Annotated in this window: 16 protein-coding genes; 1 reads left to right on the forward strand and 15 read right to left on the reverse strand. The window is 39.8% G+C overall.

What is annotated here, in order from left to right; genetic code table 11:
• Positions 1-29: 29 nt before the first annotated feature.
• The 6 genes from WAA20_RS11335 to WAA20_RS11360 form a co-directional block, all read right to left on the reverse strand.
• A complete protein-coding gene (locus WAA20_RS11335) occupies positions 30-842 on the reverse strand; it encodes a hypothetical protein (RefSeq protein WP_073385989.1) in 813 nt (270 codons plus the stop codon).
• 433 nt (positions 843-1275) lie between these two features.
• Entirely contained in the window at positions 1276-2235 is a 960-nt protein-coding gene (locus WAA20_RS11340) for a PfkB family carbohydrate kinase (RefSeq protein WP_073385988.1), read from the reverse strand.
• A 169-nt stretch (positions 2236-2404) separates the two neighbouring features.
• The gene (locus tag WAA20_RS11345; RefSeq protein WP_073385986.1) at positions 2405-3883 is read right to left on the reverse strand and encodes a glycoside hydrolase family 32 protein; all 1479 of its coding nucleotides are present in this window, start codon (positions 3881-3883) and stop codon (positions 2405-2407) included.
• Positions 3884-4088: 205 nt separating this feature from the next.
• A complete protein-coding gene (locus tag WAA20_RS11350; protein WP_073385985.1) occupies positions 4089-5756 on the reverse strand; it encodes an extracellular solute-binding protein in 1668 nt (555 codons plus the stop codon).
• Positions 5757-5777: 21 nt separating this feature from the next.
• Positions 5778-6698, reverse strand: a complete 921-nt coding sequence (locus WAA20_RS11355; protein ID WP_073385983.1) for a carbohydrate ABC transporter permease — start codon at positions 6696-6698, stop codon at positions 5778-5780.
• 1 nt (position 6699) lies between these two features.
• Positions 6700-7617 carry a sugar ABC transporter permease gene (locus tag WAA20_RS11360; RefSeq protein ID WP_027216865.1) on the reverse strand — a complete coding sequence of 306 codons (918 nt, stop codon included), beginning with the start codon at positions 7615-7617 and terminating at the stop codon, positions 6700-6702.
• Between the two features lie 443 nt (positions 7618-8060).
• Here WAA20_RS11360 and WAA20_RS11365 point away from each other — a divergent pair, with 443 nt between their 5' ends.
• Positions 8061-9047, forward strand: a complete 987-nt coding sequence (locus WAA20_RS11365; protein ID WP_073385982.1) for a LacI family DNA-binding transcriptional regulator — start codon at positions 8061-8063, stop codon at positions 9045-9047.
• 446 nt (positions 9048-9493) lie between these two features.
• Here WAA20_RS11365 and WAA20_RS11370 read toward each other — a convergent pair whose 3' ends face one another.
• The 9 genes from WAA20_RS11370 to WAA20_RS11410 all read right to left on the reverse strand — a co-directional run bounded on the left by WAA20_RS11370 (position 9494) and on the right by WAA20_RS11410 (position 24665).
• Entirely contained in the window at positions 9494-9946 is a 453-nt protein-coding gene (locus WAA20_RS11370; protein WP_073385980.1) for a hypothetical protein, read from the reverse strand.
• Positions 9947-10191: 245 nt separating this feature from the next.
• A complete protein-coding gene (locus WAA20_RS11375; RefSeq protein WP_073385978.1) occupies positions 10192-12219 on the reverse strand; it encodes a methyl-accepting chemotaxis protein in 2028 nt (675 codons plus the stop codon).
• A gap of 354 nt (positions 12220-12573) precedes the next feature.
• Positions 12574-13617 carry a DUF805 domain-containing protein gene (locus tag WAA20_RS11380; RefSeq protein WP_073385977.1) on the reverse strand — a complete coding sequence of 348 codons (1044 nt, stop codon included), beginning with the start codon at positions 13615-13617 and terminating at the stop codon, positions 12574-12576.
• A 467-nt stretch (positions 13618-14084) separates the two neighbouring features.
• Positions 14085-14897 carry a hypothetical protein gene (locus WAA20_RS11385; protein ID WP_073385976.1) on the reverse strand — a complete coding sequence of 271 codons (813 nt, stop codon included), beginning with the start codon at positions 14895-14897 and terminating at the stop codon, positions 14085-14087.
• A gap of 194 nt (positions 14898-15091) precedes the next feature.
• Positions 15092-15247 (reverse strand): hypothetical protein, encoded by a 156-nt coding sequence (locus tag WAA20_RS11390; protein WP_167562669.1) that lies wholly within the window; start codon positions 15245-15247, stop codon positions 15092-15094.
• A 90-nt stretch (positions 15248-15337) separates the two neighbouring features.
• Positions 15338-16711, reverse strand: coding sequence for a DUF3298 and DUF4163 domain-containing protein (locus WAA20_RS11395; protein ID WP_073385975.1), 1374 nt, complete (start codon positions 16709-16711; stop codon positions 15338-15340).
• A gap of 125 nt (positions 16712-16836) precedes the next feature.
• Positions 16837-18948: a discoidin domain-containing protein gene (locus WAA20_RS11400; RefSeq protein ID WP_139263638.1), complete on the reverse strand. Its 2112-nt coding sequence runs from the start codon at positions 18946-18948 to the stop codon at positions 16837-16839.
• A 343-nt stretch (positions 18949-19291) separates the two neighbouring features.
• On the reverse strand, positions 19292-21196 hold the full coding sequence (locus WAA20_RS11405) for a hypothetical protein (RefSeq protein WP_073385973.1): 1905 nt from the start codon (positions 21194-21196) through the stop codon (positions 19292-19294).
• Between the two features lie 451 nt (positions 21197-21647).
• Positions 21648-24665, reverse strand: a complete 3018-nt coding sequence (locus WAA20_RS11410) for a hypothetical protein (protein ID WP_073385972.1) — start codon at positions 24663-24665, stop codon at positions 21648-21650.
• Between the last annotated feature and the right edge of the window lie 224 nt (positions 24666-24889).

Below are 24889 nucleotides of genomic sequence, written 5' to 3' on the forward strand. Positions count from 1 at the left end.
GGGCCGGGTTGATTTGAAGAATTTTTAAGTTAGCCGACAAGCTCTGCCCATGAATACCAAGTCATACCGGGAATGTCAGGTTTTGCATTAACATCGGGATGCTGTTTCATGTAGTTAATAGTCTGTTCAAGTTTAATTAAAGCGTCTACAGGCACAAATGTACCAGAGGCTGAAACTGGTACTGTTGGAACGTCTTTGTAAGGTGTGATGTATATATACTTCATGTCACCGCTCATTGTGCCAGTAGCTACATATGCTAATTCGGGGTCCTGTTGATTTGTTCCAAGTGATACAATATAGCCATTGAAGTAAAAATCTATGTTCCATTCGGACTTAGAAATTTTGGTTGCATCTGCTCCCATGGCTGTTCCATAATCCTTGAAATCTGAAAAATCGCCATCGGCAATATACTGCTCAATGACCGTTGCATAAGTAGGTGTAACAGGAGGAGTTTCGGTCTGAGCTGTCTGCTCAGTATTCTGAACCTGCTCGGTATTCTGAGCCAGGTTGGTCTCCTGTGTTACTTCCTGAGTAGTTGATTCTGCAGCTGCAGTCTCGGACTTCTCTTCAGCCTTTTTCTCGGTGTCTTTTGAAGCCTCGGTTGATGCTGCGGCTTCAGCTTTGTCTTCGGATTTTTCCTCGACCTTCTCCTCAGCCTTCTTCTCTTCAACCTTCTTTTCTTCCTTCTTTGTTTCCTTAACAGGCTCCTCTTTCACAGTTTCAGTCTTTGCGACTGTCTCCTCCTTAGGAGCCTGTGCAGAAGCATCGTTTGTGCCTGTTTTGCCGCAAGCAGTGAGTGCTAAGACGACACAAAACATAAGTGCTAAAACTTGTTTCTTCATAATTTTACCCTCCTTAAGGTGCATATTCTCCCAGGCGGCTTCCTTGCGTATGGTGGACATACGGTTTGGATTGGGAATACGTCGCCCACTTTCTGTCGCCTCGGCAGGCACGATGCTTCACTTTAACCGGAAACAATCCGATAGCCATGCCGAAAATTACTTATCAGTTGACAATGTGATGATCATACCAATATCTCTTAAAGCATACAATAAATCATGTTATATTATACAAAATAACGTCTATTACGTCTATTGCCAAGATAATAGGCAACGAGGTGGATGTAAAAGCATAAACCATCTCATTATTTTAATAAGAAAAAAAGTCTGGAAGGAATGTTCCTTTCAGACTTCTTCTTTTTTGCCAATCCACCGCGACAGTGTTCATTTTGCGTTACTGTCTTATGAACACTGCCGTAAAGGAGCGGTTTTTGTGTTAAGAACGCAAAAGCTTTTCTACCTCTTCTCTTGAAGGCATGACCTTAAGTGCGCCTTTTCTGGTGGTTATTATAGATGCTGCAGCATTGGCAAATGTCAGCATCTCTTTAAGATCATCTTCTGTAAGACCATCAAGTCCCTGCTCGAGGATATAATTGAGCACACATGCTCCAAAGGTATCGCCTGCTCCTGTAGTTTCGATAGTATTCTCATTAACAAAACCAGGTACTGATACAATCTTATCCCCATAATAAGCTCTGCTTCCGTCTTTGCCCATAGTGACTGTGATAAGCTTAGGATTAAACTGCTTTCTAAGTTCTTCTACGCCTTCATCAAAGTCCTCTTTGCCTGTAAACCATATGATCTCGTTGTCAGAGATCTTTAAGATATCGCACTGCTTCATGCCTTTAGATATCTCTTCCTTGGCATGATCAAGGCTATCCCACAAGGGTTCACGAAGATTTGGATCAAAGCTTATGATAGCGCCACTTTCTTTAGCTACTTCTATAGCCTTAAATGTAGCTTCTTCGCAGCACTTGCTGGTCATAGACAGACTTCCGTAGTGGAAGATCCTGCAATTTCTCACAAGGTCGAGATTGAGCTCATCTACTGTAAGCATCATATCAGCTCCGGGATTTCTGTAAAAAGAGAAATCTCTGTCTCCATCCTCGTAGGTATGAACGAAGGCAAGTGTTGTATTAACATTGTCATCAACAACAAGGCCGGAATCGTCAATGCCAACGCTCCTTATAGCTTCTGTGAGCTGTTTTCCAAATATGTCTTTTCCCACCTTACCAATATATGCTGTAGATTTAGAAAGGCCTGAAAGCATAGACAGAACATTACATACAGCTCCGCCGGGATTAGCTTCCATAATAGGATTACCATGAGCGCTTATTCCATTTTCTGTAAAATCTATAAGTAATTCTCCTAACGCTACTACATCTACCTTCTCCATAACTATCCTTTCTATCGGCCAAATTAACAACCCATATTCGTAAAATCGTTTTTTTATTTAAAAATGATCAACCCAAACATAATCGTCTATTTACAGATGATTATGTACAACATATCAGATGAGGCAGGTGTCAAAAGTTCCTTTTGACACCTTATGACTAACGGATTGTTTATTTATCAAGGCTATACTTTTCTATATCGATAAGAGCCTCACCATCAGATACAAAACTGATGCCATCAAATGACTGATCATTGTATACATCTATAGTCATAGCATACTTGCCGCCATTTATAAATACTTCTGCACTGTACTTATCCAAGATAATTCGAAGTTCTATCTCTCCGCCCTTATTATCTACACTGCAGCTTGTCTTATTAACGATAGCTCTTCTTACTCCTGTAAATTCACGGCTAAGTGTCACCATAGACTCATGTGTGTTGTACTTTACAAACGCATAGTTGTTATCTTTCTGGAAGAATCTGACTTCAAAATTGTCATATACCTTGCCTTCTGAAGGTCTTACTTTAACAGTAAGATCGAGTTTTCTTCCATTTAAGATCTCAGCGCTATACTCTCCGTTAAGCTTCATGTTAAGTACAGAGATAAGATCACCTCTAAGACTCTCTATCTCTTTAGCAGGAACCTGATAGAGTCTTCCATCTCTTACAGTAACTTCTCTTGGGATAGACATCTGTCCGCACCACAGATCAGAGGGAGTATAGTTGTTGCAGGTATCCCAGTTCTGCATCCAGCCTATCATGATACGTCTGCCATCAGCTAATGTGATAGTCTGAGGTGCATAATAATCGATACCATTATCTATGCACTGGTTATTCTCAACCTCGAAATCGCTGTCTTCTCCATCCCAGTTACCAATAAGGCATAAAGTTCCATTGCCGCTATTGTATCTGCCTGGAATAGCTTCCATATCCTGAGGGCTTGTAAGAAGAACCCATTTTCCATCCTGGCAGAAGAAATCCGGGCATTCCCACATCTTACCAAATGAATTTCTATTCTGTGCTATGATACGTACAAATTCCCATTTAAAGCCGTCTGCGCTCTTATAAAGAAGCATCTGGCCGCTTGTATCACTGCTTCTGTTACCAACAAGGCAATAGATAAGGCCATCCTTGCCTTCAAAAAGCCTTGGATCTCTAAAATCTATATGACTACCGCCCTCTGGTACATCATCTGATGTGAGGACCGGATTATTTTCGTATTTGACATAATTTACACCGTCACCAACTGCAACGCACTGAGTCTGGCATTCTGTCTTGTTGCCATTTTCATCGACAGTTTCTGAAACACCGGTGTACATAATGAGATGACGACCATCAGAAAGTTCAATTGCACTTCCGGAAAAGCATCCTCTCTTATCATACTCCATGTCCGGAGCAAGAACTACAGGAAGATATTCCCAATGAAGCAGGTCACTGCTTACAGCATGTCCCCAGTGCATAGGACCCCAGTGATTATCATAAGGATGATACTGGTAGAACATATGATATTGACCCTTGTAGTAGCAAAAGCCATTGGGATCATTCATCCAACCAACTCTTGGTGTTAAGTGAAATGAAGGTCTTAAACCTTCCATTTTACTTTCGTTTTCTTTTTCATATTCGCGTGCTTTGTTAAGTATATCTTCCATATATATTCCCTTTATTACTTGTTCAAACATTTTTCGTGTTTTGATATATCTGATATTGATAAATAAAAAAGCCTGGACAGCTTCAAAAAAACATCTAACAGTATTTGGGGCTTCGCACTATCGCGAAGCCCGCAATCTACCTATTCTAATTCATATTTGATTTCGGGCAAGTTTAATCGAAATGACTTTTGCCCCTTACGTCATATTATTCTGCATAGAATGCATCAAGATACTTCTGATAGATTGAAAGGTACTCTTCAAGTCCATAAGAGTTAAGCTCTTCGATATAAGCATCCCAATCAGCATCTGTAAATCCGTTCATGATCCAGTCAGCTTTGTGGCTGTTGATGCACTTTGTAACATCAGCAGAAAGATCAGAAAGCTTCTTGGTATCAGCTTCAGACATGAATACGTTAGGATATACATACTTAGTGTTCATATCAGGTGTGTAGATATCCTTGATCCAGTCAAGTCTGTACTGAGCATCATCAGGACATGTTACATATACACCATAATACTCATCAAGGATTGCAAGAGGTCCGCCAACGCACTCAGCTTCTCTTACTTCTACAGGAGATGCATCACCAAGAGGTGCGTGCTTGAGCATCTGCTCGCCATTGTCGTTAGTTCCAAGTTCGAAGATATCGAACTCATCTTCTTCACCATAAGTACCCCAGTTGTTCTGTGGAGACTGGAATGGATCATACATAAGATCAAGCCAAGCACATACAAGTGCAGGATTCTTAGCAACGGATGTAACTACGCATCTGCCTCTGTCAAAACCACTTGTGAATGAACCGTTCTGAGGAGTGATGTTTCTGGTATCAGCTGTAAGAGCCGGAAGTGGTACCCAGTCTTCAAGGTTGTCGATATTAGCAACGTCCCAGCTAAAGCATACACCGTATCTTCCGGATTTACCCTTAGATACATATGTTGACCATTCCTGAGTGAATGCTTCTGAATCGATAAGGCCTTCATCATATAACTTATGAAGCCATGCAATACCATCTTTGTAACCCATCTGTGTTGATGAGCAGATTACTTTAAGATCATCTGTAACTGCAATGTGACGGCCTCTATCGGCATCACCATAGCCTTCGCCAAAACCATTGATAAGGATTGCAGGATCCTGGTCACCATCATTAACGATACAAGACATAGGAATGATGCTTCCGTCAATGTTAAATTCCTTCTGAATAGCATCTGCATTGTCTCTGAATGCGATAAGTACCTGTTCGAACTCGTCTACTGTTGTAGGCATCTCAAGTCCAAGGAAATCAAGCCACTTTTTGTTGATAAAGCTCATATCACCAACAGTCTGGATAGCTGTCTTCTCAGATCCAAGCTGCTCGATCCATGGAAGTGCCCAGATATGACCGTTCTCATCTTCGCACATAGCGCGGTACTCAGGATACTTATCAAATACAGCCTTAAGGTTAGGCATGTAAGCATCGATATAGTCCTCTAAGGATATGATAGCCCCCTGCTTAGCATACTTAAGAAGGTCACTGTCACTAAAACCTGCTGAGAATACGAAATCTGTAAGAGTCTTAACATTGGACATCTCAAGTGTGATCTTATCGCCCCACTGATCAGACTGAATTGCTGTCCACTGAATCTCTACATTGGTCTGCTCCTGAAGACGCTTGAAAATAGTTCTGTTGTTAGGATCAGACTCTGTGTTTGCAGGATAGCTGATAGTACCTGTAAGTGTAGTCTTCTCGGCAAGTGGGAATGTAAGCTCAGAAGCATCAACCTGCTGGAACTCTCCTCCACCTACCTGCGCACCGGATTTGCCGCATGCGCTGGCGCCAAATGCCATACACATAGTCAGCGCCGTAGCAATAACTCTTTTTGCATTACTCTTTCTCATTTTCCCTCTCCTTTTTTGCTATTATCCTTTTACTGCACCTGCCATGATTCCGTTTTCAAAATACTTCTGGAAGAACGGGTACATGACAATAAGTGGCAGACTGGAAACAATAATTGTTGAGTACTTTAGAAGCTCAGCGAGCTGTGCTCTTGCTGCAGTACTCTGCATATCTGAGATCATTCCCGATTCAGGCTGGTTCTGAATGAGAATAGATCTAAGTACAAGCTGAAGTGGCTGCTTAGCAGCGTCATTGATATAGATCATGGCATCGAAATAGCTGTTCCACATTCCTACAAACTGCCAAAGGGCAAGTGTTGCAATGATCGGCACACATACAGGAAGGAGTATCTTGAAGAAGTATGTAAGATCAGATGCTCCATCAACTTCTGCAGCCTCTCTAAGTTCTGCAGGCACGTTCTGGAAATATGTTCTTGCTACTATCATGTTCCATACATTGAATGATCCGGGAAGTATAACAGCCCACATAGTATCAAGAAGTCCAAGATCACTTATAAGAAGGTATGTAGGAATAAGACCTCCACCAAAAAACATAGTTATGATGAAAATAGTATTGAAGAACTTTTTTCCCACAAAATCAGGTCTTGACATAGGATATGCCGCAAGCAGTGTTATGAATACAGACAGCGCTGAAAACAGTACAGAATAAATAACTGCATTCTTAAAACCTACCCAGATCTGGTTATTGCTCAATACTCTTTCATATGCTGTCAGAGTCCACTTGTCGAACTCAAAGGTTATACCCTTGTTCTGAAGGGTTATAGGATCCATAAAGGATGCTACGATTATGTATATGATAGGAAGGATTATCGCTACAAGGAAAAGTGCAAGCAGGGCATATCCTGTTATAAGTAAAGACTTATCTGCGCCTGAATATCTTGCAAATTCGCTTTTCTTTTTAAGCTGTGCTCTTACTGTGCTCATATTAGATTCCCCTTCCTTCATTCATCTTCTTAACAACCTGATTCATTGAAATAAGAAGAATAATATTTATTACAGTATTGAAAAGACCTACTGCAGTAGAAAAACCATAATCTCCGTCAAGAAGACCTTTCTTATATACATATGTAGAAATAATCTCAGATGAAGCAAGGTTAAGATCAGTCTGAAGAGCATAAGCCTTCTCAAATCCGATACTCATGATATTACCAACGCTCATGATGAACTGGATAAGAACTATATCCTTAATGGCAGGCCACTCAACAACCTTGATCTGCTGAAGGATATTGGCACCGTCTATCTTGGCAGCCTCTCTAAGATCCTGACTTGCATTGGAAAGTGCTGCTGTGTACATGATGGATGCCCATCCTGCTCCCTGCCAGATACCACTTGCAATGTAAATAGTTCTGAATGCTTCAGGCATTGTCATGAAGTTAATGCTTGAATGGAAGAACAGATTCACAGGACCTGTTATTGACAGAAGTATACGAACGATACCGCACAGTACGATAACTGATACGAAGTTAGGCATATACAGAACAAGCTGTATGTTCTTCTTCATCCTGACACTCGTGATCCTGTTAAGAAGAAGTGCAAGTATAATAGGAACCGGGAATCCCCATAAAAGTCCATACACACTTAGTTTTAATGTATTGATCAGATATGTCATAAAATCGGGGGATGATAAGAATCTGTTAAAATGAGCAAATCCAACCCACTCACTTCCCCATATACCTCTAAATGGGTTATATTCCGTAAAGGCAATCATGATTCCGCCCATAGGAATATATTTGAAGATGATAGTCAGTACAAAGGCCGGCATCATAAAAAATACATATAACTGCCAATGGCGCTTTATATAATTTAGCTTGCTACGAAAATCAACTGCTACTTTTTCTTTCATACAACCTCCCTAATAGCAATTACCCAGGTATCATAGAATTACTTTTGATAAGCAATATCCTGGTCAGATTATTTTATACAAGATAAAATACCGGATCTGCCGATCTGTCTATGAAACGTTTTTTACGTGAAACGTTTTTTGATGTAATTATGGTATACTCCATTTGTGTTATACACGTCAATAGTTTTCGCCAAATGGTTGTTAATTTTGTCGCTTTTGTAGATTATAAAATGTAAATTTTGTAAAAAAAGACAACTACGAAACGTTTCATGAAATTTGTAATTCATTTCATTATATGCTATATTATTTCATGAACCATAATAAACAAAGATATATTTACCCCATTCAAACAATCATCTAGTATAACTATCAAGCCCAGTAATTGTGCGGGATCTGTGCACCTGACATTAGATCGCCGCCACTAAACAGGCTCGGAGGATTTCATGAACAAAAAGAGAAATATACCTACTATAAAAGATGTCGCCAAAGAAGCCGGTGTATCACTTGGAACAGTATCCAAGGTCATAAACGGTAAGCCAACAGGTGAAGAATATGTAAGGAAAGTCAATGCAGCCATCAAAAAGCTCGACTATCATGTAAACAGTTATGCGCAAGGACTTAAGGCCAGCAAGACTTATACTGTAGCGGTCCTTCTTCCAAACACCTATACTCCATTTTTCGGTGACCTGGCACATTATATTAATATCGAACTTCAAAAACGTAATTACAGGATGCTTCTAAGCTGTTCTGACTATGACAGAAGCCATGAACAAGACTATATAGATATGGTCCTTCAGAATAAGGTAGACGGGATCATAGCACTTACTTATAATCCGAATCTTCAGATACCGGATGATGTTCCTTTTGTATCTATCGATAGAATCATAGCTCCAAACATCCCATGCGTAGCCAGTGACAACTTCGCCGGTGGTCACCTTGCTGCCGAGATGCTGGCAAGTAAAGGGTGCAAAAAACTGGCCTTCCTGCGAAAAGGCTCAAATCTTGATAATGAGCCTAATAAAAGAAGGGGCGGCTTTGAAAACGGCTGTATGTTAAAGGGGCTCGAATATGAGATGAAGATAATAGACGATGCAGACAGTGACGAGGAATTCCTCAAATTCTTAAAGAGTCATATTCATAATGGTAAGCTTGATTTTGATGGTATGTTCTGCGTTACAGATGCTATAGTTTATGATGTTGTAAAATTCCTAAAGGGGCTTGATATCAGGGTCCCGGAAGATGTGCAGATCATTGGTTTTGACGGTGTCAGGATTCATGGCAACAAGGACTACACCTGCTCTTCTATAGCTCAGCCCACTGACAAGATCGCAGAGATGTGCGTAGAACTGTTATTACAGGACAGTATGAGCATCAAGCCTCCGCTTGTATGCCTTCCCGTAAGCTTCGTTGAGGGCGGTACTACCAAATAACTCAAAGCCGCGCTAGTAAAATAAGTGCCACTCCTTGAGGGGGTGCTGATACAGTAAGTTTATAAAGCATTTTCGCGTCTTGAAGGTGTTATAAATTCAGGGCATGATATCTGGAGCATTATATTCTAGGGGCCGAAACTCGCTTCGCTCAAACATGCGGCCCCTATGCAGAATATAATACTCCATCTATCATACTCCTGAATTTTATAACACCTTCAAAAGAACGCGAAAATGCTTTATAAACTTCCTGCATCGGCGCCCCCTCAAGGAGTGGCACTTATTTTACTAGCAGAAAGTATTTGCTCAAATATCATTTATTTGGGCTTATCACTTGGACGGCGCAGTATCACCAAGCGTGAAGTTTGAATCAATGTAGCAATACGCTAATGATCAGTCAGTAGGGCTAATGGATTGTAAGTATAACTGAAGGTTAATCAGAAGATTTATCAGTGGAATAATAAGTAATCAAACGCAAAAGATACGATGATGACGCCTAATATTATGAGAAGCAAAGCGCTTTTATAACCTAGTATTGCAAAATATCTTTTAAAGGCCGGATTTACTGCTTCTTCTTTTTTCTTGCCGTTAGTAAGGAACATGCCTGCAAGGATGAAAGTTAGAAGACCAATTACAATAAAGCCGGCATTTCTTGATGCCTCAAACGCGATAATAATATCTCCGGTTCCTATTAACAAGCCGATTATAAAGAAAACTATTTTAAATAATAATCCTATTACTCCCCCTATTAATGGAGCATGTATTACGTCTCCAACTAATAGCAGTACTTTTCTCGCATTGCCATTGCTATTTATGTCATTTGTATCATTTACATTAGTATCGTTATTATCCATATTACTATAGCAATCACTATTCCAATTATTATCATCTGTATATTTCATGCCAGACCCTCAAAAAGTTTGATTATCCTTTATTTGATTACCCTTTTATTCATCTTCCGGCAGGTATTCACTGCCGAACTCATAGATTTCATCAGTAAGGCCTATTTCCTGCCTTCTTTCTTCAAGCTTTTCTTCATACACTAATATCTTATCATTACCATTTTGAGAAATAAGTTACTTCATAATTATACAAGTAATAAAAAAAGCGGCAATAGCGAATTTGATCGCTACTGCCGCAATATTTTTTATCCTATTACAAATTTCTTGACATAGCCTTCGATAGAGTTGGCTGATTCTGTAACAGTACTTGCACTTTCATCAACGCCTTTACTGCTTTCTGATACTGCCTGAGCGCTTTCTGCAAGATTCTCAGCTGTTGCACTTACTTCCTGTGTACTAGCTGACTGCTCCTCCGAAATTGCTGCCATTGACGTAGCTATGGTATCAACCTTGCCGATCTTATCGATCATCTCATTTACAGTAGCGCTTGTCTCATCAAGGCTCTGGAATATCTCCGCAAATGTGTTACCGGCTTTGGATACAGCCTCAACATTAGTATCGATTTCCTGCATATTGATCTGAGACTTCTCTGACAATGAATTGATCTGCTGAGTGATCTCCTCAAGTATCTTAGCGATCTGCGTTGTAGAATCAGCAGAATCTGTAGCAAGGCTACCAATCTCTGTAGCAACAACAGCAAATCCCTTGCCGGCCTCTCCTGCACGTGCAGCTTCTATGGAAGCATTAAGTGACAATAGATTGGTCTGTTCTGCAATTGATGTGATCATCTCAATAATAGAATTGATCTTCTGTGCAGAATCTCTTACTACTTCTACTACCTCATTCATATCTGTCATGGAAGCTGAGATATTACTCATACCCTTCTGAACAGCTTCCATATCTTCTTTACCATTCTTAGCTTTTTCTACAAGGTCGGTAACAGTACCATTGGCAGCCTGCCCCTTCTCTGTAAGATCTGATACTTCTGTTGCAAGCTCTGTTGCATTATTGGCAAGTTCTGTAACAGCATCAGCCATGCCGCTCATGGCATCCTTGATCTGCTGCATACCGTGAGCCTGTTCAGTGGCTTCATTGGTGAGCTTATAAGATGCATCTTTACTGGAAGATGCTTCGCCTGCGAGTTTGTTAACCTCATTTTGAATATCTCCGAGTGTATTTCTCATATTAACGACAAATTCACTCATGTCATTGTTCATCTTACCAATCTCGTCATTGCCACCTGTCTTAATATCAACTCTAAAGTCGCCCTCTGCGATCTTGGCAATATCACCTGTAAGTCTCTTAACAGGCTTTGCAACTATAGAATTGATAAGAGTGAACATTATAGCTGCGATTCCCAATATAACTACAACAGCAACTGCAGCAACAAGATATATGAATTTATTGAGCTCTGCAAATACATCAGATTCTAACACAGAAGATATAAGTGACCAGGAAGTGCCAGGTACCTTGGAAACAACAACACCATATGTATCACCAGTATATGATTTTATCAATGTAAATTCTTCAGAACCTGTCTGAGCATATTCATAAGCCTGTGTCAGGAAGGTATCGTCTGAATGCTCAGTTACACTGGTTCCATTAAAATCTGAAGTGAAGTATGAAATTATCATATCGCCGTCAAGCATCATACTTCCGCCTGTTTCAAGCGGCTTATATTCACTAACTTGAGTTGCTATACTGCTTATAAGCATGTCTACAGCCAATACACCTTCTCTCCCATCTGCAAGCGTAACTTTTCTAGACAGAACCACTGCCATCTGACCTGTTGTAAGATCCAGTGAAGGTGTTCCAATCTGAACTGAGTCACTTGATATACCTCTTTGGTACCAGGCTCTTGTTGTAGGATCATAATCATCTTCCGGAACCCACCCTGATCCGTCTATAAAGGTATCACTTCCTATGGCAAAATATGCATCTGATGCATTCTCATTGTTAGCTATTACTATCTCCATAAAGGCCATGATATCATCATTAGAATCAATATCAGCAACCTGCAACGAATCACCAACAGATTCAGCATATTTTACCAGCTCTGTAATCTCTACTCCGATAGAATTGGCATTAGCTCTTGACTCTTCTATAAGTCTGTTGCTAGCCTGAACTGTTATGATACTCCTTGCGTTGATCGTAATAAGTGCAATAACTCCTACGATAACAACTGCAATGATCGGTATCACGACCATCATAAGTTTGCCGCTTACGCTTTTAGTTGGTTTCAAAGAAGCTTTTCCATTAGAATTTGTGCTCATAGACAATATCCTCCAGCATCCAAAGCATTATTATTTAATTGGATTGTTCTGATAATAAACCTATGCCAGAATCAAGTGAACAAAGGTAAGAGTGTTCAAAAAGACAACACACTCTCAATAAAACTTATCGACAGCAACAATAAAAAATTTTATGAAAGAAAATATAATTTGCTAAAAACTCCCCACTTGGACGGATCGGCATCTAAATTCAGCAATATCAAGGGTTATTAATTGTTGAGCACGCACTAATTAAAAAATAAAGACAAACCAAAAACAGGTGTACCACTGTAAGTTGCCTCTATATACTGAATCGTTCAGTTAATAGAGCGCATATTGCAGTGATACACCTGTTTTTTATTTAATTTGATTTTGAAGAAATCTCATCTTCATGCGGTTATAAATGCAGATCATTGCAATAGTAAATGTAAATTTAAAACCTCCGGTAAATAGGAATGACTGCCACCCCCGGTTAAAACCTTCTATTCCAGTTCCTTCCGCAAAACATTCCAGTCCATTTTTGTATATTTCAAAGAAAAGCCCCCACACATAAGAAATCACCGAAGGAAGCATGAAAAATACCGGACTTAATTCCTTCTCTTCTTTTATCTTTTTCATAATATACAGAAATAGAATGAAGATTATGACAGTGTAGAATCGCCCGACTATACTGATCAGAAAATCCTGTATGGATATATGTTTAAAAATGTTGTAATTGTCATACTTCCATGGATAAAACCACAAGAAAAATATATGAAGAGGTATTTCTAGTGCAAATTGGTAAATTATAGATATATACGTAAGAATCTGCTTTTTGGTTTTATCAAATATTATAAGCCCCAAAAGAATAGCCACTCCCCAAGGGTATAAAGCTGTTTGAAATTCATAGGCTCTTCCCATTGGACGTCCAGTGATGAAATCATATATGCTGGAAAAAATGGTAAGAGAAACAGTGACGATAGCAAGTACCTTCCATATCATCTGCCTGTTTTTTATCTGTGAAGAGACTATCATATCATCAGCTAAGGGCTTTGGGCTTTCGCCATAAGCATTAGAACAAGGCTCTGAATCAAGCAAAGCAAGATATAAAAACCAGGCGCTGTAAATCTGAATTAACCAAAAGGTGAAGCCTCCCCAGTAACTGCTTGGAATAAATAAAAACAGACCGATAAAAGGCATTATAGCTATAGTTCCTTTCATTCCGATATCATGTAATCTTCTAACATGGTAAGAAAGCGTGATAATTGAAAATATAAGATTTATAAAGATAATGAATCCTGTTCCGGCGCCTTGGAAGACAAAAGACGCTGTTCCCTGTATAAGCCCAAGGATAAGAACTGCTTTGAAGAAATCACTTCGTCTGATTCTCCCACTAAAACTTAAAACTTCCGTGTTACTCATTTTCTAAACTAAAAATCTCCCCGTAAAAAATCATCTTGAAGGAATCATGCGATCCATATTCTGTGCAGCCTGTGGCAAAGTGCCTCCTGCTGACTTAAAACAGTAACGATTATACCTAATATGCTCGGCAGGCGCAATTGCAGGCGCTAAAAAAGGCTGCCGCACCAAAGCGACAGCCTTCGAAATTCGGAGGGTATTCAAAGATTTTGAGGGTCAAACATTTTGAGGGTATAGTTTGAGGGTCTATCGTGATAATAAACAAAGCCAGGATTAATTAGTTATTGAAACTAACTAATCCTGGTTCTTTTTACGAAGGGATTGTTCCCCACACTTCCTCCGTCTCTTATGATGTTTCTTGGAATAAATATCGAAGGAGAAGGATACATGAATAGTATCACAGATATATTGGACCTTGAAGATAACGATGTGATAAAAGTGGGGGCCGGGTTGATTTGAAGAATTTTTAATTATCCGACAAGTTCTGCCCATGAATACCAGGTCATACCAGGAATGTCAGGTTTTGCATTAACATCGGGATGCTGTTTCATGTAGTTAATAGTCTGCTCAAGTTTCATTAAAGCGTCTACAGGTACAAATGTACCAGAGGCTGAAACTGGAACTGTTGAAACGTTCTTATATGAAAAGATGCATGCATATTTCATGTCGCCGTTCATTGTGCCAGTAGCTACATATGAATATTCAGGATCCTGAAGGTTGGTTCCAAGGGACACAATGTATCCGTTGAAATAGAAATCAATATTCCATTCATCTCCTGAAATCTTTGTAGCATCAGCTCCAATAGCAGCACCATAATCTCTGAAATCTGAAAAATCTCCATCAGCAATATATTGCTCGATAACCGTAGAATAAGTCTGGGTAGCAGGAGGAGTTTCGGTCTGAGCTGTCTGCTCAGTAATCTGAACCTGCTCGGTATTCTGAGCCTGGTTGGTCTCCTGTGTTATTTCCTGAGTAGTTGATTCTGCAGCTGCAGTCTCAGACTTCTCTTCAGCCTTTTTCTCGGTGTCTTTTGAAGACTCGGATGATGCTGCGACTTCAGCTTTGTCTTCGGATTTTTCCTCGACCTTCTCCTCAGCCTTCTTCTCTTCAACCTTCTTTTCTTCCTTCTTTGTTTCCTTAACAGGCTCTTCTTTCACAGTTTCAGTCTTTGCGACTGTCTCCTCCTTAGGAGCCTGTGCAGAAGCATCGTTTGTGCCTGTTTTGCCGCAAGCAGTGAGTGCTAAGACGACACAAAACATAAGTGCTAAAACTTGTTTCTTCATAATTTTACCCTCCTTAAGGATAAAAAAGAAATAATTAACCCGTTTAACAAAATATATATCGTACAGTCGCGATGTTTTTTATATCAAATCTCTATAAATAATAAAAACTTCTTGTTATCTGAACCCTTTGATCACCACTATGATTCCACCTACGATCAAAGCGATAGATGCGCCAAAACCAAAGATCCCTATTCCTAGCGACGAAAAAAATCATTTGAGTCTAAAAGCTCTTCTGTATTATGTACATTCTCATAGCAGGTAAACGCATCAATATGATCCTCTTCATCATAGATGACGCTGTTACCAACCTGTCTTCCAACAACTACTATGGAATCAATATCATCTCCCAAACCCTCCTGCTTGCAAAATCTAATACACCTGGTGAAGTGGTTGAGCCCTAGACACCACTTTGTGTAGTTTGAAAATTATATATTTTCAAACTAGTCCCACCAGTAGATACCGTAAATCCTTTCAATGTGGTCGCCGCTTATCGATACCTCGAATACTCCTAACAGCGCTGGTCCCATAGATGTATAGCTGTCAATATCAGTTTCTCTTAGTTCATTAACCTTATTAAACCAGGAAAGCGGCGTATCTCCATCTTCATAGAATGCGAAATACTCCATTTCACAGGATTCATCAAATACTGTATCCTCGTCTATATAGAGCCACTTGGTTCCTTCGTCGTCACCATTTACTGTGCTTACGCAGTCAACTTCATTGATATTGATCCTGGTATCTGAAAAATCATAGACATCTTCTGATGTTACAGTGTATCTAACTTTAAATGTTGTCTGGAAATCACTTGATGCTGCAACTTCTGTACTTTCTGCTTCTTTAAGTTCCTTTGCATAAGTCTGTATATCAGGAATATCTTTATCACTATAATTGATATATGTATCAGTAAATACATCCGGATAATCAGCAAAGCTTATCTTCACTGACTGTGAGCCTGCAGCATAGGATCCCATTGCATAGTCTTCAAAATAGATCGTGATGCCGTCATAATCTAAAGTCCATGCCAGATTCTCTGCATCATTGGAAAGTCTTCCTGGGATACCGTCTTTGAGATTTTGAAGATCACTTGGGCATGATTCAAAATAGCCCTTCAGATCCTTGCTTTGTTTCTGCAGTTCGTCCGCAATGATATCAGGAAGATCCTTAGTATTCTCAACTACTGAAGAAAAAGAAATATCTTTTCCCGTAACAGGATCTATGTTGTAAGTCTTATAGCTTGTAACGCCGTGGGCACCTGCAAGATACAAATACTCAAGTAAACAATATGAAAATACTCTTCCGTCAGCTCTGGCCGGAGTATAGTTATGATCAAGCTCATATGCAAGGAACCATCCGGACTTGATCATCTCCTGAATCTCATCTTCACTATCTGTAAAAAAAGTCACTATCTCTTCTTGGGCTTCGTCGTTTAATTCATCAAGCCTGTTCTGAAGCTCAGGGAAGTTCTCCTTATCGCTTTCTTCAAGTTCGATGGTATAGTAGTTGCCAATAGCAAGCTCTTTATCATCAGCGACAAAACTATATGGATTATTCTGATAGTTATAGTATATAGGAGCGCCAAGATCTGCTTCTTCAGCTGTTTCATCAGCCGTCTTATCCGTTGTACTGTCATCAGATTTTTCATCTGATGCAGCATCTGTTGTAGCAGTATCTTCATCTGTTACAGCTACGGTCGAATCATCTTTTTCATCTCCATCTGTTTCTTTGCTAAGAGCAATATCGCCGCAACCAGCCACAGAAAACGACAGAGCAATTGCCGAAACTATGCTCATTGTCTTAAAACACTTACGTATCATATCGCTATCCTCTTTAAACTAAAATCAATAGTTCACTCGCCAGGGTATTTATTCAACAAACAAGCAGTTCACTCACGCAGGTATTTACTCAATAACCCCGCAGCTCATTCACGCAGGTATTTAACTCAATAAACCAGCAGTTCGCTAACGCAGGTATCATCGTACTTGGCACCTTTCTCTGCACCTGTGATCGTAATAACTATCGTATCTGTCATAACAGGCTCATCAAGCTCGATCTTGGTCCTGTTACTATCAGCAAGATTATCTGAACTAAATCCCTCATAGCCATAGCCATCTACGTCACCTTTAACCACGTTTCCACCGCCAAAATCAACGCTTACCTGAGTCAGACGTCCGTTATTATTGTACTGCTCGTAGCTTGCAGTATATCCGTTGCAGATAAGTACGCCGTATACGAGCTGCTCTTTGTCCAAATGGATTGTAATAGTCTCGCCTACGCCTGTACCCTTTGCGCCTTCAGCCCAGATTGTTGTATAGTCGCCGTCGATAAGGTTATCAGCGGAATAATCATTGCCGCCTTGCGAAGAAAGTGTCGAAGACGCCTCTACAGAAGAAACATCTATTGTATCTTCGCGATACCATCCAAATACAACCGTCACGCCAAATCTGCTGTCCTTATTCTTGGCAAAAAGAATATCCGCATAGCCTACAAAAGCTTCATCGCCTCCATTACTTTCATAAAATCCGGGGCCTGTGTAAAGGATATAGTCATCATCTTCAAAAAACTGCATATGCTCGACAAGTTCCCAGGGTTCTCCATCAGCATAAAGAGGATAATAATACTCATCGTCTACATCCTCATGTTCGCCTGGAGTAAAGTTCTCTTCACCATAGAAATCTTTGAATATATCCAATGCAATATCCAAAGGAATTGCCGTTTTGTCATTAACAGTCTCGCAGACATCTTCATAGATACCCTTCTGATCCCAGGTTACATAATCCACAATGTGGTAGCGAAGAGATACCTTATCACTATTGTCCATATCAGCAAAGGTTATGCCTTCGTAATCAAGAATACAGGAAAACGTAACGCACTCTGCCATTTCCTTAAGAATATCTTCGTTATCAGGAATCACAGGGGCAGAAGATCTAAGCTCATATATCTTCTCTTCATAAGTATGGGCATCACCACTTAATGCAGACTCTGAATCTTCATCTTCATCATCAAGAAGCTGCAGATAATAGATTCCGCCGTAGTCAGAATCAAACACTCCCGCTTCGCCATCACCCCAGACGTTAACGTACAGTCCTGTATTTAGATCATACGTTGCATTTTTATATTCATAATTTCTTCCTGATCCTTCAGTTTCCATGTGATAATTGATATTGATTATCCCATTATCTCTCTTGATGATCTGGTCAATGGCATATCCTTCTTCCTTGATTTCTATAATAGGGTCATTCTCAATCAGTTTTGAAAGCTCATCTTCACTGATCTCAACCGCTCCGTACTCTTCAAAGTCACCTGTCTCACTACTGTAATAAAAGTAATACGGCTTCCAGGTATGTCCGGTCCATGTACCTTCTTCTGCGTCGCCCTCAAAATCGCAGTACATGTCATAAGCACTAACCGTTATATTAAGATCACCCTTTTCCTTGCCAACATAAGATGATCCAAGATACGATACTCTTGATTCTATGCACTTCTCACCATCCACATAATAGATATTTGATACATCCGCTGTTGCATACAGATCTCTGAAGACAACGAAATTTCTATCCTCTTCCTGAAGTATGGAAAAAATATTCTCGTTCTCACCAACTAAAAAGCTAAACTCATCATGAATCTTCTCACATCCAGATTCATTAACAAACCACACCGTACCATCACCAGATCCCCAGTCAGGATCTTCTTCGCCGCCTACAAACATAAAACCTTCATACGCGCCGTCATCATCAAAATCATCTACAAGATAGTACCTGACTTCCTCCTCATCACTCTCCGCGCTTGAAGCCACCTCTTCTATAAACTTTTCTGTGATCTCTTCTATGGATACTTCATCTTTACTTTCTGAATCAGAACTATTATTTTTGTTATTGTTTTTCTGCTGGGTAGTAGCACCGCTCTTGCCACTATCTCCCTCTTCTGATTCAACTGATTCCTCGTTAGACGTATCACTCAAATTCAGCGAACTCCCACACGCAACTGCATTAGTCACAAGTGACGTGAAGGAAATTATTGCTACCATTTTCATCAATTCACTTTTTTTCTTCATCTCATTACCCCTTCATTAACAAAAACTATTACCTAAATAAACGCTTCCTTTTCCTCGCTTAATGCACTGTCATGTTCAAATCATATAAAATCACCACTTAACATACTGAAGCCTTGCCACAGGCCAGGAAGATGCCGCTGATATAATCCTCGGGCGTATTCCGTATGAGGAGTGCCCAGGGGCATCGTATGTTAAATCGTTAAGCCACTTCTCGTTTTCAACAACTTCAGCGCGAACTGCCACAGCCCCTACGACGAATGGCAAGGTAGCCCGAGGATTATATCAGCGGCATCTTCCGTCCTATCACGACATCTTCCGTCCTATCACGACACTTTATGCCAGCTCACTCCACAAACAAGCAGTGCTGATATGTTTCGCCGCTGATCATGGTTACGCCCCACTCACTATTTACTTCTTTGCCATCCTCGTAAGTCGTTACGTAGATAGTGTAGAGCGGCTCACCTTCTGCGATCGTCATAATATACATCTCGTATCTTCCCTTGTCGAGATAATCACTTGCCAGAAGTTCACCGTCCTTATCTTTTATCTCAAAATATGTATTATCCGAAAGAGCCACTACCATTACATGATTGACAGCGTTCTCTTCAAGTGCACCCATCGAGTAAAATACCCTCTCTGTCCACAGCTGCGGATCTGTTATTACAAAGAAAGTTGCATCATCCGGTACATATTCCCTGAATCTTCTGTAATCACTTGCCCTTCCCGAATTTGCATAATCGCAGTATGCATTCATAGCACCATCGCGCCTTTCGGGAAGTTCAAAAGTCTCTTCTTTGGTTTCTTCGTCCTCTTTATCTTCATCATAAATAATGTATGTGCACTTTACATTCTCGCCATCATCTGCAAACTCAATGCTCTCGATCTCCCAGCAATCAATATAGAACATAAGATCGCCGCACATATCTCTTACTTCAGTTCCGTTTACATATATAGCAGTTGTAAAGTCATCGCCCTGCCATATGAGATTCGTTCCTACAATAGGTTCGCCAACTATCTCTCCATAAAATTTGTCAAAAACAAGATATTCGTTTTCATGATGAGTTACATAGCATTCTATGATCTCTTTGCCATAAGCATGGTATACATTTGAAATCTTAAGACCGCCGCCATATTCCGCAATATCATAATCTATTCCGTTGTAGGTAAATATCATTCCATCATAGGATATCTCAGCATCAAGATCGCCAAGATCATACATTCCGTAGAAGGCATCATCAACTTCCTGAATATCCTCGATAACACCATCAGATGATACCTTAAGAAGGCACATGTACCTTGGGTTTTCCATATCAAGTCTCTGGCCGTTTAAGAGAAGCTTTTTGTCTATATCTTTTGAATACTCATAGTAAGCCGATCCCATTTCCTCAGGCATAAATGCAGCCGCTGTATAGCGATTACCTGTATACTCATTCTCATCATCCCACGTAATTGGCTTCATCTCCTGAGCCCAAAGTCCCTTATCATCAGCCTTCCATACCCATGCATAGAACTCGCCGTCCTTAAGTTCTGCCGTAGTATCAGCATCGCTTTTTCTATGCATGATATAAGAATTGGCCCCCATATGAAAAGATCCATCTACCGTATTTGGATCCTGGAACAGCACGCTACCCGCAAATGTATCGCCGTTCCCTGTTTCCTCCATATAAATATAGTCTTCGCCATCACAGCTTCCATAATAGATCTTGCCATCAGACGAATCCTCGTCTTCTACCACATAGCCACTATATTCAAATGTCATCCCATCAAGCCCTGATACATTCACCGTAAACGTCAGCGGCACATCCTCTTCTACATATAAATGATTAGCCACAAACTCCCCAGTACAGCTTTCTTTACTCCCCGTATACCCATAGACAAAAGAGCCCTTATTATCAATCTCCATATGAGCATAATCTTCCAACGTAACCGGATTAACAAAATCCCACTCGCCCTCCATGAAGGCAAAGAGCTCCTCTTCAGACTCAGGTACCTTTAAGCCTTCAGCGTCAGAGTTGTCATTATCCTTTGAATCATCTTCTTTTTCATCAGAAGCTTTTGATGATGAATCATCAGTTTTACCATCTTTTGCCTCCTTATCCGAATCTTTTTTATCTGACTCATCATCTGCATTCTCATCAACATCTTCTTTATCATCTGAAGAAAATGCCGAAGCTATATCACCGCATCCCGTAAGAAGCGTCATTCCCATGGCACAAGACATGAAAACTGCAACTATTTTTCTTTTCATAATAAACTTAACCTCCTCTTTGATATTTCATCATTTACCCACCGATTCAATTCTTCACAAAATCCGCATTTACTGCGTAACTCATAATCCAATGAATCGTTTAACAATAACGCCTTCGACAAAGTCGAAGTAAATTTGCTCTATTCCCGCACTTTTAAATCTATAATTCAAAAGCTTATAAATCTTCAAGCAAGTAATAACACTAACTGTCGCTTGTGGATTCCTGCGGGCTGGCAGTTTATAAATGATTTTCGTGTCTTTAAAAGAATTTGTGGTTTCAAGAGCTTGATAGATGGAATTTTATATTCTGTTTGGGATTCACATGTTTGAGCGAAGCGAGTTTGAATCCCAGAATATAAAATCCCAGATATCATGCCTTGAAACCTAAAATTCTTTTACGACACGAAAATCATTTATAAACTGCCAGCCCGCAGGAATCCCCTCGACAACCTCACTCCATAATGACGGGTCGGATATAGTTTATTTTTCCGTCTGCGTCGAAGCATATGTGGCACATGTATACGTACTCGTCGCTTGTAAAAACCCTATCCGATTCATATACTAGATGTCCGTTTTCATCAAATACGCCGTCATCAATTATGATATCTTCCTTACTATACTCACTTCTTATCAGGTCTTCCAATGCCTTTGCATCTTCAACCACGAAATCTTCTATAGTATAATCATCCTTTGGATGTTCAAATTTAAAATCATCCGAAAACTCACCCATATAATAAACATCAGAAGTTTCGGTAGGCGTTTCAGGTCCTCCTGTATATACAGTCTCATAGAAGGCTCCTACAAGATGACCATCTTCATCAGCATAGAATCTCGCATAAGCATACACTGTAGGCTGCCTCTCATAATATTCGTATTGGTATAGATCTCCCCTTGACCCGGGAGCTTCAAATAAGGTAAATAAGGACGATGCTTCTTTTGCCCCCGCCGGAAGAAAATAATAGGTACAGTTAAGAAGCATGTAAGATTCTCTCCATCCCACATCATCAAGCGGCTCTCTGTGACACTGGGCCATGGTATAGAATATTCCTTCATCAAATACTTTATAATACTGAAGGACATTTGCGATAGCACTTCCCGATTCCTGCTCAGGATAGTCATAAGCTATATCTTCAAGTTTATCAGGAAGTAGCGTTTGAGGATCTTCATCAGCGCTAAAGTCTTCTATTTCAGCTTCATACAAAACATCGTCAAAAGATCCCTCATCTTCACAAATCGGCACTGTGACCTTTGCACTTGCATAATAGAAATGTCCTGTGCCTTCATAAAAATCAAACTGCAGATGTAACTTTCCATTATCTACGTACCCTTTTTTCGTATATTCAGGATACACCGTGCCATATTCCGCCATATCACTAAAATCGCACTCGGCAAGGCGGTATATATCACCTTCATTATTTATCTGCAAAATGATATATTTATCATCATCCTCTTTTTCCATAAGATATGCATTATCATTATCCATGGTCAGATAAATAGTGGTCTTTTCAGTTTGGTAAGATGCATGATCTACGTCAACATCGCCTGCCTTAAAGATGTAAAAATTATGGGTATATGGATCGAGAGTATAATTATAAACAGTAAAATGCTTTCCATCGGGCGAAAATCCCTCTATAGCTCCTGTGCATATTTCTTCCTGCTCACCATCCGGCAAGGACGTCTTGTATACCCTTCGCATATCACTGCTATTATTACTATACCCGGTTTCTTTCTGAGAATATATGTACTGCCCATCGATCAGATACATATCGCCAAAGCCGTCATCTTCGCATATAGTCTTAATCCCATTCTCGGGAGCATTAGGATCAAAAGTGCAAAGATTTCCTTTTATATACTGCATATCACTATTTGAAAGCTCACCCCAAAGGGCATTGTATCTATATGCATCTGATGAATACTGTCTGAAAAGAATCTGATCATTATAGTATACTGCTTCACCGGCCCAGGCTACATCTACTTCTTTATCTTCAGACTTGCCGCCTTTATTATCCGCTTCTTCGCTATCTTCGTCACCATCTTCATCTATTTCAGTAAGGGTAAGCTTACCATCTTCAGAAACACTTAGATAACAAGCGATCGACTCTCCTTCTTCGCCGCCGACTTCCTCGATCACTAAAACTTTATTCATATTTACAGGAAGAAATACCGGTGCAATATCCTCAGAATCCTCTGCATTATCCCAAGAATAGGCAAGTCCTGCATTTATGCCATCACCATCTTTTATCTTGCCATCTTCAAGAATATAACAGCTCATCTCCCCATAACCGAATTCGTCATGGTCTTCGATGATCAGATTTTTATCACCCTTATGATATAGGAAAAAATTGTAATCGCCAGCGCTGCCTTCATATTCAGGGCTATATGACTTGCTGTCTTCTTCGTATGCCAAATGAAATCCTGAAACGTACAAATACTCGTACTCACCGCCGGTGTTAAAACCATATGTAACTGATGCTATTACGCTATTTTCTTCTCCATCACCATTTGCATCAAAATAGGTCCGATCTCCTGTAGGCATCTGCATGACCCATTCATCAGGTATATCTTTTGAAAACTCTTCGTTAAAAATAGTATTGTCTGCATCTTCACAGAATAAAACTGTAGCGCTGGCGCACATAGGTGAAAATACATTAGAATCAAACCAGAAAGTTACGCCCTGAGGGTCCAGGGTAAAAGAACATGTGCCGTCTTCAAGGCTATCTTTGATCTCTTTTACAAAATCCTCTGCGTCCTTGTTTGAATATTCGCCCATATAAATATAAAGATCATCATCTACGACGGCTTTGACCTTCTCAGATAGAATGGTATAAAAAGCATCTTCATCTGCCACAATATCAGAAAGTTCTATCTCCTTACCACTTTCTACGTAGTAAGAATGGGCTATGAATGAATAATAGTCAAAGTCAAATGTACCGAAAGTACAACATTCATTTATAAGGCTCAGATATTTGCCATCAGCTCTTCTAAAGAATGTATAGTAATTAGCATCAAATGTATAATCATCGCTTCCTGATAAATCTTCCTTAGCTTGGTCAAAACATTCGCTTTCAAGCGCTAATATCTCTTCGTTTGCGCTCTCAAGTGCTTTATCAAGAGCTTCATGGCTTTGGGCATATTCTTTGTCCAGAGTCAGATAATTATAATTAACATGGATCGCCGGATTATTCTTGCTGTTCACAGCGTAGTCGGAATCTGTATGAAGTAAAAGAATCGGGGTATTATCAGAAGAATCTGAGGTTCCATCAGATTTTGGAACTTCTTTAGATTCTATAGAATTGGTTTCAGATAGATTAACTTCAGAATCTTTTGTAGTGGAATCAGATACGCTGGTGTCATCAGAATCTGCACCACCGCCTCTTGTTAACAACTTGCCACAGCCTGTAGTAAGAGAACACGCCATGACCATAGACATGGTTATTGACAATAACTTACGCATCCTTTTATTACCCATATAGTTTCCTCACCTTCAACCACAACAATGCATTTGAGAGAAAAAGTTTCCATTATTTAGTGTAAGTTATTGATAACTAATAATCAATATTTCGTTCATTGTTAGTCTGTTCAAACAATCAGATTACTATACTTTTCTTGTTAATAGCATTCTTTTTATTATAAAAACAGACTTTTCACACACTTTAATGAGATAAGGGACAGTGATTTATTTATGAGTTTATA

Origin of the sequence: Butyrivibrio fibrisolvens, from assembly GCF_037113525.1 — a bacterium.
GTDB lineage: Bacteria > Bacillota > Clostridia > Lachnospirales > Lachnospiraceae > Butyrivibrio > Butyrivibrio fibrisolvens.